We start from the raw sequence: 14,467 nt of genomic DNA, 5'->3' as shown, positions 1-14,467 counted from the left end.
CCGGGCAAGGCAAAGGCACTTCACCGGCCGGCCTCGGGGCACTTCAGCGTGATCCGGGCGCGCACGCCTCCCTCATCACGGTTGATCAGTTCCAAAGTTCCGTGGTGAAGCTCGACGATCTTGCGCGACACCGACAGCCCGAGACCGGTACCCACTCCGGTCGGCTTGGTGGTGAAAAACGGATCGAAGAGCTTCTTCAGGTTCTCCGGATCGATTCCCGGACCCTGGTCATCGATTTCGATCCGGATCACCCGGTCGCCGGCACGCAGGTGCGTCGCGGTCCGCACCCCTTCGTCCCGCTTCGCGTCGGTGAGGAAGGTGGCATAGGTCCGCACCGTCAGCTGCCCGCCGGTCTCCATCGCCTGCATCGCGTTGATCATCAGGTTCACCAGCACCTGCTCGATCCGCGTCGCATCCAACTCGATCCGGGGAAGATCCTCCGCGAACTCATCGGCCAGCGTGACTTTCCCCTTCCGCAACTGGTACTCGACCAGCGCGATCGCATCCTGAACGACCTGGTTGACGTCGGAAGGTTCGAGCGCGAGCTGCCTCGCCGATGAGAAGTCGACGAGACCCTTGATGATTCTCTTGGCGCGTTCGATTCCCCGCTTCATCCGGTCGAGGGCCTCGCGGCCCGATGCGTCTTCCTCCGGAATCCGGCGGGCGAGGAGTTCAAGACCCATCCCGATCATGGCCAGCGGGTTCTTCACCTCATGCGCCACGCCTGATGCAAGCCGCCCGATCGATTCCATCTTCTCCGCCTGGATCAGCTGTTCGTGCGCCTGCTGCAGGTCGTCATTCGCCCGCACCAGTTCGTCGTTGAGCTGCTGCATCGCGTCCTCCGCCACCTTGCGATCCGTGATATCGGTGGAGATGCTCGCCACCGCGTGGATCTGCCCCTCGGAATCGAAGAGCGGGAACTTCACCGACACATACCAGCGCGGTTCGCCGTCGACGTAGAGCTGCTCGTCGAGCTGCACCGGCTCGCGCTTGTCCATGACCTCTTCGTCGATCGCACGAAATCGCGCCGCGACATCCTTGTCGGCGATGAACTCGTCGTCCCGGCGACCGAGCACGTCGCCCCGCTCGAGTCCGAACAGCTCCTCGAAGCCACGGTTGACCATTTGATAGCGCCCGCCCCGGTCCTTCAGGGAGATGACCGCCGGGCTGTTGTCCATCAACTCCTGCAGCTGTCGCTCGGTCTGCTCGAGCTTCTCGCTCGCGAGCTTGTACTCGGTCATGTCGCGGTCCATCCCGACGATCCCCCAGCACCGTCCGTCAGGTTCGACAAGCGGCACCTTGGTCGTCACGAGATACCGCACGCCCTGCCCACCCATGTCGAAGGTCCACTCGCGGTTAAGCACCGGCTTGCCCGAGGCCAGCATGTCGAGGTCCTCGCGGGCACCGGCTCTGGCGATCGCCTCGGGGAAGTAATCATCCGGTGTCTTGCCTAGCATTTCCTCGGGTGAATCGGCACCGACCCACTCGGCCATCGCCTTGTTCACCACGAGGTAGTGACGACCGGGATCCCGCACGAAGATCTTGTCGGGGAAGCTGTCGATGAGTGAACGCAGGACGTTGCGCTCGCGCTCCAGCGTGTTGCGGGTCTGCATCAGCTCGGTGACATCGCTCGACATCCCGAACGTCCCGATGATCCGCCCGCTGCGGTCGCGGAACGGCATCTTGGTCGTCAGAACCCAGCCTTCGCGGCCCTTGGAAAAGGTCTCGTGCTCGACCTTGCCGGTGATGCCGCGCCCGGAAGAAATGATCTCCTGTTCGTCGCGCAAGGCCTGGTCCGCGTGCTCCGACTCGAAGAAATCATGGTCGGTCTTCCCCAGCATGTCGGCCGGATGGCCGCAGCCGAAGCTCTCGGCCATGCTCTGGTTCACCTTGAGAAAATGGGAGTCGGCGTCCTTGAAGTAGATGTTCGCCGGGATGTGCTCCATCAGGGTCTCGAAGTAGTGCTCCAGCGACCGGTGGTCGTCCTCGGCCTGATGGAGGCGGTGCTCGAGTTCGATGTTTTCCTCAACCAGCCGACGGGCGAGCAGCTCGGCCTCGCGGCTGGCGTCACCCGCCCGCCGCCGGTGGTGCCACGCGAGTGTGACGATCGACATCGCACCGATGGCCGACGCGGCGGCCCGGCTGGCCGGCGACTCGGGGCCGAAGCCAAGCCACATGATCGCGAGCAACCCGCAGAACGCCAGCGCCACCCGCAGCGCCCGCTGGTCCGAGGCGGTCCGCCCGCCCGCCGATTCAAGCTCATCGTCCATTCCCGTTCTCTATCAGGAGAACACGGGCGGACTGTCGGTGTAAATCCAAAGGTAGGGCCGAGCGCCCTCGCTCGGCCGCTGTCGGATCAAAGGCGCACTACTTATCCGGTACCGGAATGGTCTGCGGGAGACACCGAATCAATGTCGCCGACCTCAACGGCGGCTCCGCAGTCGAGCGAGGGCGCTCAGCCCCACCTTTCCTTACTCGACCGTCACCGGCGTGCCGACTTTCACCTTGCGGAAGATCGTCGGCATCACGGCGCGCGGCCCGCGGATGCAGGCGTGCGATGCCGGATAGCGCGGAACATTGCCGATGTGATGGCCGACGCCGTCCCACGTGAGTCGCATCCAGTAGGGCATCGGAGCACCGACGAACTTGCCGCCTTCCGGCACGTCACCCGGGGTTTCCTTGCCGTAGATCCGGTTGCCTTCGGCATCGTAAACCTTGCCGTAGGCGTTCGACGACTTGTCGGCCATCTTCTCGAGGATGGTGTAGCTGCCGGCAGGGGTCGGGTGGCTGCTCTTGCCGGTCGAAACCGGATAGTCCATCGCCACCTCATCGCCATTCATCAGGAATCCGCGCTGCAGTTTGCGGGAAATCACGATCCGCGAGTTGGTCGCGGTCGTCAGCGAGAGGAGCTGCTCGTTCTTCCAGATCTTCGAAGTCTTCGGATAGCTGGAGTCGGCCTTGAAGTGCTCGTAGGTGCCGGGCTCGAACGGGTTTACCGGGTTCCCGTCCTTGTCGACCGGCTTTCCGTCGGGACCGATGACGTAGCTGGACTGGTTGGCACAGCTTGCGATCAGGAGACCGATGGCGGCAGCGGAGAGACTCCGGAGTAGGGACTTCATGTGATTCTTTGGGCTGGCTGGGGGCCGGGTAATTACCCCAAAAGCACAAATCGTGCAATCCCCGGTGGTCAAGCGGTTCCTTCCCGGCAAAGAGGCGTGAATCCGCATTTACTCCGGCGGATCCAGCTCGTCGGCACGCTTCTGCAGCGGCCGGATCTCCGCCTCGGACCGCCCCTGCTGCCTGAAAACATCGGCGAGGCGCCGGTAGGCGCGAGCGACCTCCACGCCCTGCTCCGCTCCGTAGCCACGGATTGCGGTTCTCAGCCGGTCCGCCGCCGGTTCGGTCTGCCCGCTCTCCAGAAGGCACTCGGCAAACTCGAGCTGGAATGCCGGCTCGGTCGCGGGTCCGTCGGTGCCGGAAAGTGACTCGGCCTCGCGGAATCGCCACGCGGCGCTGCCCCGGGTCGATTCGTCGCGGCGGGTGGCGATCGCCAGCTTCACCGCGATTTCGGCATTCTCCGGGTGATCGAAGAGGCCTTTCTCAAGCAGCAGGCGGGCGTCGCGCGGAAGTTGGTCGTCGAGCAGCTCGCCGGCCAGTTGGACAAACTCGCCGGCATCGCCGCCGCGGATCTTCAGCGCCTCGATCGCGTGTGGTCGCGCCTTCTCCGGCATCTCACTGCGTCGGTAGTACTTGGCGAGGCTCTGGTGGGCGAGGCCCTGGCGGGGATCGATCTCGAGCACCTGCTTCAAGACCTCCACGCCTTCGTCGCCTCGCTCGGCCGCGAAGAGCAGAACCCCGAGCCTTACGCGAAGCTCCAGCGAAGTCGGATCGGCGGCGACATGCTTCTCCAGCATCTCGACCGCTTGCGGCAGGCGGCTGGTCTTGCGGAAATGCTCGCTCGCCGCCTTTGCCAAAACCGGATCCGCGGGCGAGCGCTCCATTGCCTTGAGGAAAACCTCATCGACCAAAGTGCGGGCCTTCTCGTCGTCACCGGGGAAAAGCGTCCGCGCCATCTCGGCCGCCGCCAGTGCCGGGCCGGCGCCCGCCCGCTTCACCACCTGGTCGAAAAGCTCGATCGATTTCTGCCGCATTCCCCGCTGCTCATAGCTGCGGAACAAGCGGCGGATGACGGAGAGTTCGCCGGGATGGTGTTCGAGCGTCCGCTCAAGCGCCTCACCCGCCAGCTTCGCGGCGAAGTCGTCGCCCGGCGAGCTGTTCCTGAGGAAGTCGGCATACGCAAGCTGCGGTCCCAGCCGTTCCGGATGCTCGGTCGCGAACTCGCGGAAAAGGGTCGAGGCCCCTTCCACGTCTCCGGCGCCAGCACGCGCCAAAGCCACCCGCTCAACCAGCGGCCATGCATCCGGGTCCTCCTCGCGAGCCTTCTCGAACCACTGAGAGCCATCGCCCTCCCTCGCTTCCTCCAGCACACCGCGGGCGAAATCCTTCTTCGGATCCGCCATCAGCGGTCCCGCCGCGAGAACCATCAGCATCCACCGCATCGTCCCGCAATCATCGCCACCCGCCGTCCGGTAGCAACCGATAAACCGCGGTGACAGCCCGGCCGCGCCCCTGCCGTAGCCACTCACCCGGATCGCTCCGGTCAAGAGCCTCATGAAAACCTCGAAGCCTCCCACCCTCGCTCAAGCCGTCGCCACCCTGGCGCTCCTGCCGCTCCTCGCCTCCGCCGCACCCCTCAAGGTCCACGGCATTTTCTCAAGCAACATGGTCCTCCAACGCGACAAGCCGATCGTCGTCTGGGGCTGGGCGGACTCGGGTGAAGCGGTATCCGTCAGTCTCGGATCGGAGAAGGCGAAAGCCACCGCCACGGGCGAGAAAGGACGCTGGGAGGTCAGCTTCCCCGCCCGCGAAGCCAGCAGTGAGCCTCAGAAGCTCACGGTCACTTCCGGAGGTGAAACGGTGGAGATGGAGAACATCGTCATCGGCGATGTCTGGGTGATGAACGGCCAGAGCAACATGGCGTGGAGCCTGGCGAAGACCCTTCAGTTCGACCTCGAAAGCTCGCAAGCCGACCTCCCGCTGCTACGCCAGATCAAGATCAGCCCGAACGAGCAGGAGACGCTGCAGACCGACATCCCGGTGTCGGTCATGCCGAATGGCGGTTGGGTCACCTCGACTCCAGAAACGGCCGGCCAGATATCCGCCATCGGCTACGCCTTCGGCTCCCGTCTCCAACGGTCGCTTCAGATCCCGATCGGCCTTATCGACAATGCCCGCGGCGGCGCGTCGATCGAAAGTCTGGTGCCCCATCACAAGTTCGACGACCACCCGTTGGCCAAGCGCTACGCCGAGTCAGTGAAGCAACGTCGCGCCGAGTTCGACTGGGACGAGCAGGTCGCGAAGATGGTCGCGAAGTGGGAGAAGGAAGTCGCCGACAAGCGCAAGAAGGGCGTGGCCGAAGACAAGCTGCCGAAGAAGCCGACCCGGGCGGATGTCCGTTCGTGGAACATCCCGGGCAAGAGCCCGTCCGACGCGGCGAGCTGCTACAACGGCATGTTCGGGGCGTTCAAAGGACTCAACATCAAGGGCGTCGTTTTCCACCAAGGCTACAACAACGCGATGTCATCGGCCTGCCGCCCCGAGCGCTACCGCGTGCTGATGAAGCTGATGGTCGAAGGTTGGCGCGAGGACTTCAACGATCCGGCCCTGCCCGTCAGCATCATCGGCTTCTGCGCCGGAGCGATCCCACAGAATGAGGAGAACTTCGAACTCTGGACCGTGTCCGGAGGGGCCTACATCCGCGAGTCGCAGCGGCTCGGTCTGGCGGACGTCGGCGACGCGGAGATGACCGCCTTCCTGCCCGCCTACGACGTCCAGATCCCGGGGCTCCATCCGTTCAAAAAGCAGGAACATGGCATCCGCGCCGCGCGCTGGGCGATGAACCGGGTCTACGGCATGGAAGTGGCATGGGACACCGCTTCACTGGTCTCGGCGGAAGCCAAAGGCGACGAGATGGTCCTGACCTTCGACAAGCCGGTCATGCCGGATGACATGTCGACGATCCCGAGGGGCTTCGCGATCGCCGGCGAGGACGGGAAGTTCTACCTCGGTCACGCCCGCTTCCGACTGAAGAAGGACGCCGGCATCTGGAACACCGCGAACAAGAGCTTCGACACGACGATCGTCCACGTCTGGAGCCCGCTGGTCGAAAAACCGGTCGCCGTGCGCTATGCATGGGCCACCAGCCCGCTCGGCAATCTCAAGGTCGGCGGCAAGTCATGGGCTCCGCTCGCCAGCTTTCGCACCGACGAGTGGGACTGGCCGGAAAGCGATGATCCCACCGAAAGCCTCTACGGCCGTTCCGACGGAAAAGCCGCCGCCGAAGATGCTGCGGAACGCCACCAGTTCCGCCGGGAAAAGGAAGCCGAGATGGCGGTCGAGGTGCTCAAGCGGCTCGATGCGCTGGGTCAGGAAGCGGAGGAGTAGACCGTGGTTCGATTCCGCTTCCGGAATTATAGTGGCGCGTCTGCCCACGCCGCCCAAGGTCAAAGCTGACCATCTCGTGGTCGTCACGCACTCACACGAACTTCATGAAATTCATTACCCCAATTCTCGCATCCGTTCTCGTCCTCCATGCGCAGGCGTTCCCGGAACGCTCTCCGGTTGATGAAGCCACGGCCAAAGCCATGGGCGAGTTCCTCGTCAAACAGGGGGCTTTGGAGAAAGACGACGACTTCCCGAATCTCGGCAAAGTCTTCAAGGGAGCCGAAATCTACATGATCTGGGTGATGAGCGAGGAGGCCGATGGTTCCGCCACGGGCCTCTCGCTAGGTATTCTCAAACAAGCCGGAAAGGTCGCGATCTTCAGCGACGCGAGGGAAGCGGCCATGTCACTGGTCAAGGGCTACAAAGAAAAGGTCGGCTCGGCCGACGAACTCGAAAAGGTGATGCGCGCCATCACGGAAGTCACCGAGGTGAAGGACGTGGGCGGCGGAACCTACCACGTCTACAACGGGGAGGACTTTATCGGCAAACCGTCGGGCTACGTCGTCAAACTTGAGGACGATCGTATTCAGTCCTGCAGGTACAAGCTCGAAATCGAGGAGGAGTGACCTTCAAGCCTGCAGGTTCACTCATCCCCGCGACCGAGGCGCATGATCAGCTTGCCGGTCGCAACATCCCAAAGCGCCCAGCCAGCTCGACCCGAGTTCAGGCAGCGGGTCGCGAGAGTATTGCCATCCGGAGTGAACTTCATCTCCACGACTTCGTCGCCGTGGCCGACGATCTTCCGCACCTGCTTGCCGGTCTTCGCATCGTGGATGGAAATGATTTCGTCCCAGCCGTCGCGGTAGTAGCCCGCGAACCAGCGGCCGTCGGTCGACTCGGTCTTGTGCTTGAGTTCGACGGCTTCACCAGCCCGGGCAAGCGGTTCCTCTGCCTGCTTGCCCGGCGGCTCGGCAGAAAGCGGCGGCAATGCACAGCACAGCAGGGCGAGCAGAATCCGTTGCGTTCTCATGTCATCCCCATATTGCCACAGGCCGGGCAATTGTGGGTAAACAATCGGTAAATCGGGGAGATCGATGTCTACCTCTCCGGTCCCTTCGGATCAGAAAGGGTCACCTTGCCGATTTCATGGAGCGCACCGTCAGGATCCCTATACTCCACGGTATAGATGCCCGCCGGATACTTCGACAGATCCAACGGCCCGGGCGTTGTCGTAGCGCCTTCACCGATGAGGCGTGTCGTAAGTGTCAGCTGAATCCTGTCGCCGGCCCGGCGATGTCTCACATCTCCGACTGCCAGCCCCGAGTTGATCATGGTCGGTTTGACAGTCACCTTCCGCAACCCAGAGACATCGCAGTCGACGGTCAATACCTTGCCTTCGTCGACCGACACCTTCATGCCACCGACCGACTGAACGAACTGCCAATCTCTGGATTGCTTGGTGAGGAGTCCGGGGAAACTGGCGAACGCGAACGCAGTCGCGAGCAGGAGAATCAGTGAGGTTGCGATCTTCATGGCAGCACCTCTATAGCGCAATTTTGCCTCTCCCGGTCATCGATTATTAAATCACCGACATCGATCCAATCGATGTCGGAAAATGTCACTTGCTCCTCTCTGCCTTCCGCTGGTGGATTCCGACGTGGTTCCCGTCGGGGTCGGCAATCACCGCGATGAAACAACCGGAGCCTTCGAAAGGACCGAGGCAGAACTCCACCCCACACGAGCGGATGTGATCGACGGCCGCTTGGAAATCCTCGACCTCAAGCACCAGCCCGAATGCGGTCTGCTCAGGTGGCCCGCCATCACTCCAAGCCGTCGTGATCGCCAGCGTGTGCGGTCCGATCTCGTACTCGAGCATGCCCGCATCGCCATCGAGCGTTCCGTCGATGGCACTCGGCACCGGCAACCGGAGCACCTGTTCATAAAACCGACGGGCCCGCTGAAGACTCGCCACCGGGTGGCCGACAAATGCGAATTCGGTGACTTTCATGATGGTTCAAATTGCTCCGTGGAGTCTTGGCACCAAAGGCGGGCGGACACAATCGAACGTGCCGACTCACCGTCTCCGGTTCATTCCGATCACAGAGACAACGGAACCGGTTAAGAACAACAGGGCGATCACTCCCACAACTCGACTGGCGCGATGAAGCAGTTCCGCATTGGGCGGATTGCCGGCACCCGAAGCCCAGCTCCAGAAAGCAGAGAAATAGAGTGCCACGAGTCCGAGCAGTCCGAAAATGACGGCCATCGCACATCCTGCCTTCTCCCGTAACCCTCTGTCCCCTTCTGGCATCAGACCCGCATGTCGGCCTCACTTCCGACTGCCTCAGCTTTTCCCCGCCTTCACCAATACGCCGGCCTTTTCCGTGAACGCCTTGAGCTTGAACTTGCCGGCCGCTTCGTGGTCCTTCACCCGCACGGTCACTTCATACTCACCGTAGGACTCGCCAGCTCGGCCACTTTGCTTCTCTCCGGTGAACTTGCTTTCCGCCACCTCGCACACGCCTTCCGGCAGTTCGATGGTGGCAGACGGTTGGGGAGCATCGGCGAACAGCCCGTCGGAGTGCTGGTTGTTGATCCACTTCGCGAGAGCCTCGGCATCGGTTCCGTCGGCAAACAGCACGACCGAACCCTTGACGCTGAACTTCGCGCTGTCGTTCGGGATCTGAAGACGCAGCACGGCGGCCGAGTCGCCGAAGGCGTAGAAGAGAAGGGTGTCACGCGGTCCCAGCATCGAATGCCGGACCTCGGTCTTCTTCGCGTTGTCCTGCTTCAGGACGGGTGCCTCTCCGCCAAAGGCCGGAAGCGCGAGCAACCCAAGAACGATCATCCAAACTTTCATGATCCAGCTTTGCACGGGATCCGCCGTACGTGACATCCAAAATCCACTGAGGAAACGTGCGATTCGGACGGCATCTCCGGAGGTGAGGGATGGAACCGCAAAGACGCCAAGGACGCGAAGCCTCGAGCAACGCACCTCCCATCTTCCCCTTCTTTGCGATCTTGGCGTCTTTGCGGTGAATCCAATCGCGTCAGACGATCTTCAGGAATCGGACTCACACATCGAGATTCGCGTCCATTGGCGGTTTCCCGATTCTCGAACCGAAGGTGTTGGCACTCCGTTTACCCAGATCCGCGGATCACGACATCAGCGGCCGGACGAGGTGGATGTCCTTTCCCGCGACGAAGACCCGGAATCTCGGCGTGCCGTGGATGCTGGCGGGAACGTCATTCCGGAACGGACGCGCACCGGCACGCACGACCTCGACCTCGAAGGCCTTCGCCTCTTCATCCGAATCGAAAGTCCCCACCAGATGCTGGTTCGGCTGTCGGCACATGTGGTCGAGAAAGTATTCGCAGGCTTCCGACTCGGACGTGGAAGTGAAGATCGGATCCGAATCCCTGCCACGCTCCGAGTAACAGACCTTCCACCTTCCCGCCTCCTTGATCAGGCAGAACGCGTCCGAAGCACGGCCGCCGACCGCGTAGTTCAGCGGCGAACACCCTTCCTCTTCGAGACGCTTCTTCAGTTGGCGAAGGTTCACCGGTCAACCCTCGCACAGCTACCCGGGAGTCTTGAACATTGCATTTCGCCATAAAAGACACCGGCCGTCGCGGGAAATGGACGTTTCCCCCCTTTCCTTGGACGAAACCGGGATCGCTGCTAAGGCTATCCGCGATGCCAGACACCAAGCCTGTCGCGTTGTTCTGCTCCGATCTGGACGGAACCCTCCTCGGCCGACCCGATTCCTCCTCCGACTTCCGCTGCACCTGGGAGTCCCTCGGTGAAGACCGCCCCCTCCTCGTTTACAGCACCGGCCGGCTCGTCAAGGACGCCAAGCGAGTCGTCAAACAGGCCGAACTGCCGCAGCCCGACTACTACATCGGCGGCGTCGGGACGGTGATCCACAACGAGAAGGACGACAACGTCGTGCGCGAGTTCTCGTCGATCCTCTCCGAGGACTGGGATCGCGAGAAGGCGGTCGCGGTGCTCCGGTCGTTCCCTGAGATCGAGGAGCAGCCGGTCCACCAGCAGCACGAATGGAAAAGCAGCTGGTTCTGGCACAACGCGACCGAGGACGACCTCGAACGGCTGCGCCAGGCATTGCGCGAGGCGGGAGCCGGCGCCCAGATCGTCTATTCCTCGGCTCGCGATCTCGACATCCTCCCACGCCCGGCGAACAAGGGCAACGCGCTGCGTTGGCTGTGCAAGCAACACGGGATCACGCTCGACGAGGTCGTGGTTGCCGGCGATACGGGCAACGACTCGTCGATGTTCCTGCTTCCGGGTGTGCGCGGTATCGTGCCGGAGAATGCCGAACCGGAGTTGCTCGAGGCGGTCCTCGATGCGAACGCTTTCGTCGCGAACGCCAACTGCGCCGCCGGCGTGCTCGAAGGACTGGTCCACTACGGCGTGCTCGACCGGATCATCGCCTGCCATACGACTCTTGAGGGACAGCACCACGATCCTGAAATCGTCCGCCTCTTCGAACCTAAGGCATCGACTGCGGGCAAGGAGTCGTCCTTCATTCACCTCGCCTACGACAAGGCGATCGAAGCCCTTGAGAAATGCATCACGCCGAAGGGCTTCAGCGCCTGCTCGATCTCCGACAACGACGTCACCGGCACCGATGAGAACTACAACTCGGTGTGGGGACGCGACGGCGCGATGGCAATCATCGGCAGCCTATCGGTTCCCGGCGACCGGTTCCGCGAGTGCCAGAAACAGACACTGCGGACACTTCTCGAACATGTTTCGGCATCCGGCCAGGTGCCGGCCAACGTACACATCGCCACCGGCATTCCCGACTACTCCGGCGTTGGCGGAATCGCCGCGATCGACAGCGGCATGTGGGTGGTCATCGCCCTCCACTCGTATGTCGAGAAGAACCGCGACCTCGCCTTGCTCCGCGAGTTCAAGCCACAGGCCGACGCCATCATGCGCTGGCTCGAGGCCCACGACAGCAATCACGACGGGCTGCTTGAGGTGCCCGAGGCAGGCGACTGGATGGACCTGTTCAACCGCAGCTACAACGTTCTCTTCGACGAGGTTCTGTGGTATCGCGCGAATGTCGCCTACGGACGCATCGCCGAGCTGCTCGGCGAGCGCGAGAACGCCTCGCGGCACCTGCTCAAGGCCGAGCGGGTCAAGCGCGCGATCATGAGGCGCTTCTGGCCGTCGACCACCCAGCAGCAGGCGACCGCGGAGACCTCCGGAAGCTTCGCCGACGTGCAGCGCGCGATCGGTGACGCCCGCTACCTGCTGGCCCAGGTCACGCCGTTCTCCTTCGACTGGCGGTGCGACATCATCGGCAACGTCATGGCGTTCCTCTACAACGTCATGGATTTCAACAAGGCCAAGATCGTCTTCCGTTTCCTGTGGGGCGTCGGTGCCAACAGCCCGTTCCCGGTGCGCAACCTCTACCCGGTTGTCCACGCCGGTGACCCGGACTGGAAAAGCTACTACACCGTCAATCTGCTCAACCTCCCCCATCACTATCACAACGGCGGCATCTGGCCGTGGTGCGGCGGCCACTGGGTGCGCTTCATCAACCGCCTCGGCCTGCGCGACATCGCGAAACAGGAGCTGCTCAAGCTCGCCGAACTCAACCACCAGGGTGTGTTCCGCGAGTGGGAATTCAACGAGTGGTGCCACGGCAAGACCGGGCGTCCGATGGGCAAGGCCTTCCAGGCTTGGTCCGCATCGGAGTTTCTCGCCGCCTACCACGACGTCATGGACGAATGAACCGCAAACTCGACATCCTCCACTTCTCCCTCCACGGCCTGATCCGCGGTCAGAATCTCGAACTCGGTCGCGACCCCGACACGGGCGGCCAGTGCCTCTATGTGCTCGAACTGGTCAAGGCTCTCGCCAAACACGAGCAGGTCAGCCGCGTGACGCTGGTCACGCGCCGGGTCTTCGATCCGCGCGTCAGCGACGACTACGCCGAAGCGGTCGAGGACCTCGGCGACGGCGCCGACATCCGGCGCATCGAGGCCGGCACCCGCCGCTATCTGCGAAAGGAAGTGCTGTGGCGCCATCTCGACGCCTTCATCGACGGCACCCTCGCATGGCTGCGCCGCGAACGCCGGGTACCCGACCTGATCCATGCCCACTATGCCGACGCCGGCTATGTCGGACGCCAGGTCGCCGCCGTGCTCGGCGTCCCTTTCGCCTTCACCGGTCACTCGCTCGGCCGCGTGAAACGCCAACGACTGATCGATGGCGGAGTCGATGAGGAAACGATCGAGCGGAAGTACAATCTCGCCGTGCGCATCGAAGCGGAGGAGCTCAGCCTCGAAGCCGCGTCGATGGTCTGCACCAGCACCCGGCAGGAAGTCGAGGAGCAGTATTCGATGTACGACCGCTACGCCGAGGAGTCGATGCGCGTGATCCCTCCGGGCGTCGACCTGACCCGTTTCGACGGCGAGGGCAACACCGAGGCCTATGAGTCGGTCGATGCCAAGATGAAGCGCTTTCTCAACGACCCGTCGAAGCCCGCGGTCTTCACGATCGCGCGTGCTGACGAGCGCAAGAACCTGACCGGACTGGTCCGCGCCTTCGGCAACAACGCGTGGCTGCGCGAGAATGCCAATCTGGTGCTCGTCGGCGGCAATCGCGAGACGCTGAAGAAGCTCCCTTCCGGGGCACGCAAGGTCTGGACCGAACTGCTTCGCCTGATCGATGATCTCGACCTCTACGGCGTCTGCGCGGTGCCGAAGCAGCACCAGTCACAGGAAGTTCCCGAGTTTTACCGCTGGGCCGCGGCGCGGAAAGGCGTGTTCGTCAATCCGGCCTTCACCGAGCCTTTCGGACTGACCCTACTCGAAGCGGCGGCCGCCAATTTGCCGTTGGTCGCGACCAACGACGGCGGGCCACGTGACATCCTCGCCAACTGCAAGAACGGCACCTTGGTGGACGCGATGGACGACAAGGCGATCGGCGACGCGATCGAGGAAATCGTCGCCGAACCGGACCACCAGCAGAAGCTGGCGAAAAACGGAGCGGAAAACGTCCGCCGCTTCTACAGCTGGGACGCCCATGTCGACAGCTACCTCAGCGAACTTTCCAAGGTTCTTCCCGCCGAGCCGCGCTCCCGCGAGCCGGGATCGCGCCAGTATCTGACGCGCAGCGAACACTGGATCGTGATGGATCTGCCGCCCCACCTCGAGGAGGAGCCTCCCGAACTGGTCGAGCGTTGGCGACAGTTGTTCCGCGAAGGCGAGGTCGGCATGATCTTCGCCACCGGCCTTTCCTACTCCGAAGCCCGCGACGTAATCGAGCGGCTCGAAATGCCGCGACCGTCGATCCTGATCACCGGCCTGGGCGCGGAGATCCACTACGGTTGGAAAACACCGATCAAGGATGAGATCTGGAACCGGCAGGCCCGCTTGCGGTGGAACCGGGACGGCGTGGTCGATGCCTTCAAGGACTTCCCGGGACTGTCCATGCAGCCCGAGGAACGCCAGCACGAGCTCAAGGTTTCGCTACTCCTCGACGAAGGGGTCAAGTGCACCCGCGAGAGCCTTCAGCGACATCTCCGGGAGGCCGGCCTTTCGGCAAAAGTGATGATCACCTCCGGCTGTTTTGTCGACGTCCTCCCGATCCGCTCGGGCAAGGATGTCGCGGTGCGCTACATCGAGATGAAGTGGGGCATCGATCCGGCACGTGTTTACTGCTACGGGACTTATGGTAACGACTCCGCGGTGATCCGCGGCCGGCTGCTTTCGGCTGTCGCCGCCGACTCCGATCCGGTGCTCCGCCGGCTTCGCGAGCGCCCGCGCCTCTACCACTGCTCGCAGCCCGGACTCGCCGGCTTCTTCGAGGGACTGGACCACTACCGCTTCTTCGAGGACCAACCGCCGCCGCTCCCGGCCGAGGAATACTACAGCGAGGACGAGGAAGTGCCGGCGATCGAGATCGAGCCCTGAGCCTGCGAGGACG

At 63.0% G+C, this 14,467-nt stretch carries 12 protein-coding genes; 4 read left to right on the top strand and 8 right to left on the bottom strand.

Translation table 11 applies throughout. From position 1 onward, the window contains the following. Window positions 1-20 precede the first annotated feature (20 nt). From HAHE_RS10395 to HAHE_RS10385, 3 genes are all read right to left on the bottom strand, one after another. Window positions 21-2,270, bottom strand: coding sequence for a PAS domain-containing protein (locus tag HAHE_RS10395; RefSeq protein ID WP_338690792.1), 2,250 nt, complete (start codon window positions 2,268-2,270; stop codon window positions 21-23). Window positions 2,271-2,471: 201 nt separating this feature from the next. Beyond that, window positions 2,472-3,119 carry a L,D-transpeptidase family protein gene (locus HAHE_RS10390; RefSeq protein ID WP_338690791.1) on the bottom strand — a complete coding sequence of 216 codons (648 nt, stop codon included), beginning with the start codon at window positions 3,117-3,119 and terminating at the stop codon, window positions 2,472-2,474. 108 nt (window positions 3,120-3,227) lie between these two features. Next, a complete protein-coding gene (locus tag HAHE_RS10385) occupies window positions 3,228-4,673 on the bottom strand; it encodes a tetratricopeptide repeat protein (RefSeq protein WP_338690788.1) in 1,446 nt (481 codons plus the stop codon). Here HAHE_RS10385 and HAHE_RS10380 point away from each other — a divergent pair. Both HAHE_RS10380 and HAHE_RS10375 read left to right on the top strand, forming a co-directional pair. Continuing rightward, a complete protein-coding gene (locus HAHE_RS10380; RefSeq protein ID WP_338690786.1) occupies window positions 4,672-6,504 on the top strand; it encodes a sialate O-acetylesterase in 1,833 nt (610 codons plus the stop codon). The two genes, HAHE_RS10385 and HAHE_RS10380, sit on opposite strands and share 2 nt — an antisense overlap. A 104-nt stretch (window positions 6,505-6,608) precedes the next feature. Next, window positions 6,609-7,130 (top strand): hypothetical protein, encoded by a 522-nt coding sequence (locus HAHE_RS10375; RefSeq protein ID WP_338690784.1) that lies wholly within the window; start codon window positions 6,609-6,611, stop codon window positions 7,128-7,130. Window positions 7,131-7,147: 17 nt separating this feature from the next. Here HAHE_RS10375 and HAHE_RS10370 read toward each other — a convergent pair whose 3' ends face one another. The 5 genes from HAHE_RS10370 to HAHE_RS10350 all read right to left on the bottom strand — a co-directional run bounded on the left by HAHE_RS10370 (window position 7,148) and on the right by HAHE_RS10350 (window position 10,067). Beyond that, window positions 7,148-7,534, bottom strand: a complete 387-nt coding sequence (locus HAHE_RS10370) for a hypothetical protein (RefSeq protein ID WP_338690782.1) — start codon at window positions 7,532-7,534, stop codon at window positions 7,148-7,150. A gap of 68 nt (window positions 7,535-7,602) precedes the next feature. Further along, the gene (locus HAHE_RS10365) at window positions 7,603-8,037 is read right to left on the bottom strand and encodes a hypothetical protein (protein ID WP_338690780.1); all 435 of its coding nucleotides are present in this window, start codon (window positions 8,035-8,037) and stop codon (window positions 7,603-7,605) included. Between the two features lie 85 nt (window positions 8,038-8,122). Further along, window positions 8,123-8,512: a VOC family protein gene (locus tag HAHE_RS10360; protein WP_338690778.1), complete on the bottom strand. Its 390-nt coding sequence runs from the start codon at window positions 8,510-8,512 to the stop codon at window positions 8,123-8,125. 336 nt (window positions 8,513-8,848) lie between these two features. After that, complete coding sequence (locus tag HAHE_RS10355) at window positions 8,849-9,364, bottom strand: hypothetical protein (protein WP_338690776.1); 516 nt, start codon at window positions 9,362-9,364, stop codon at window positions 8,849-8,851. A gap of 298 nt (window positions 9,365-9,662) precedes the next feature. After that, window positions 9,663-10,067, bottom strand: coding sequence for a hypothetical protein (locus HAHE_RS10350; RefSeq protein WP_338690775.1), 405 nt, complete (start codon window positions 10,065-10,067; stop codon window positions 9,663-9,665). 134 nt (window positions 10,068-10,201) lie between these two features. Between HAHE_RS10350 and HAHE_RS10345 the strand changes: the two genes are divergently transcribed. Continuing rightward, the gene (locus HAHE_RS10345; protein WP_338690774.1) at window positions 10,202-12,268 is read left to right on the top strand and encodes an HAD-IIB family hydrolase; all 2,067 of its coding nucleotides are present in this window, start codon (window positions 10,202-10,204) and stop codon (window positions 12,266-12,268) included. Further along, window positions 12,265-14,454 carry an HAD family hydrolase gene (locus tag HAHE_RS10340; RefSeq protein ID WP_338690773.1) on the top strand — a complete coding sequence of 730 codons (2,190 nt, stop codon included), beginning with the start codon at window positions 12,265-12,267 and terminating at the stop codon, window positions 14,452-14,454. The genes HAHE_RS10345 and HAHE_RS10340 overlap by 4 nt, the downstream gene beginning before the upstream one ends. Window positions 14,455-14,467: the final 13 nt, after the last annotated feature.

It is taken from the genome of Haloferula helveola, assembly GCF_037076345.1.
GTDB classification, from domain to species: domain Bacteria; phylum Verrucomicrobiota; class Verrucomicrobiia; order Verrucomicrobiales; family Akkermansiaceae; genus Haloferula; species Haloferula helveola.
The sequence above is the reverse complement of the archived record's forward strand: the minus strand, read 5'-3'. Positions and strand labels throughout refer to the sequence as shown.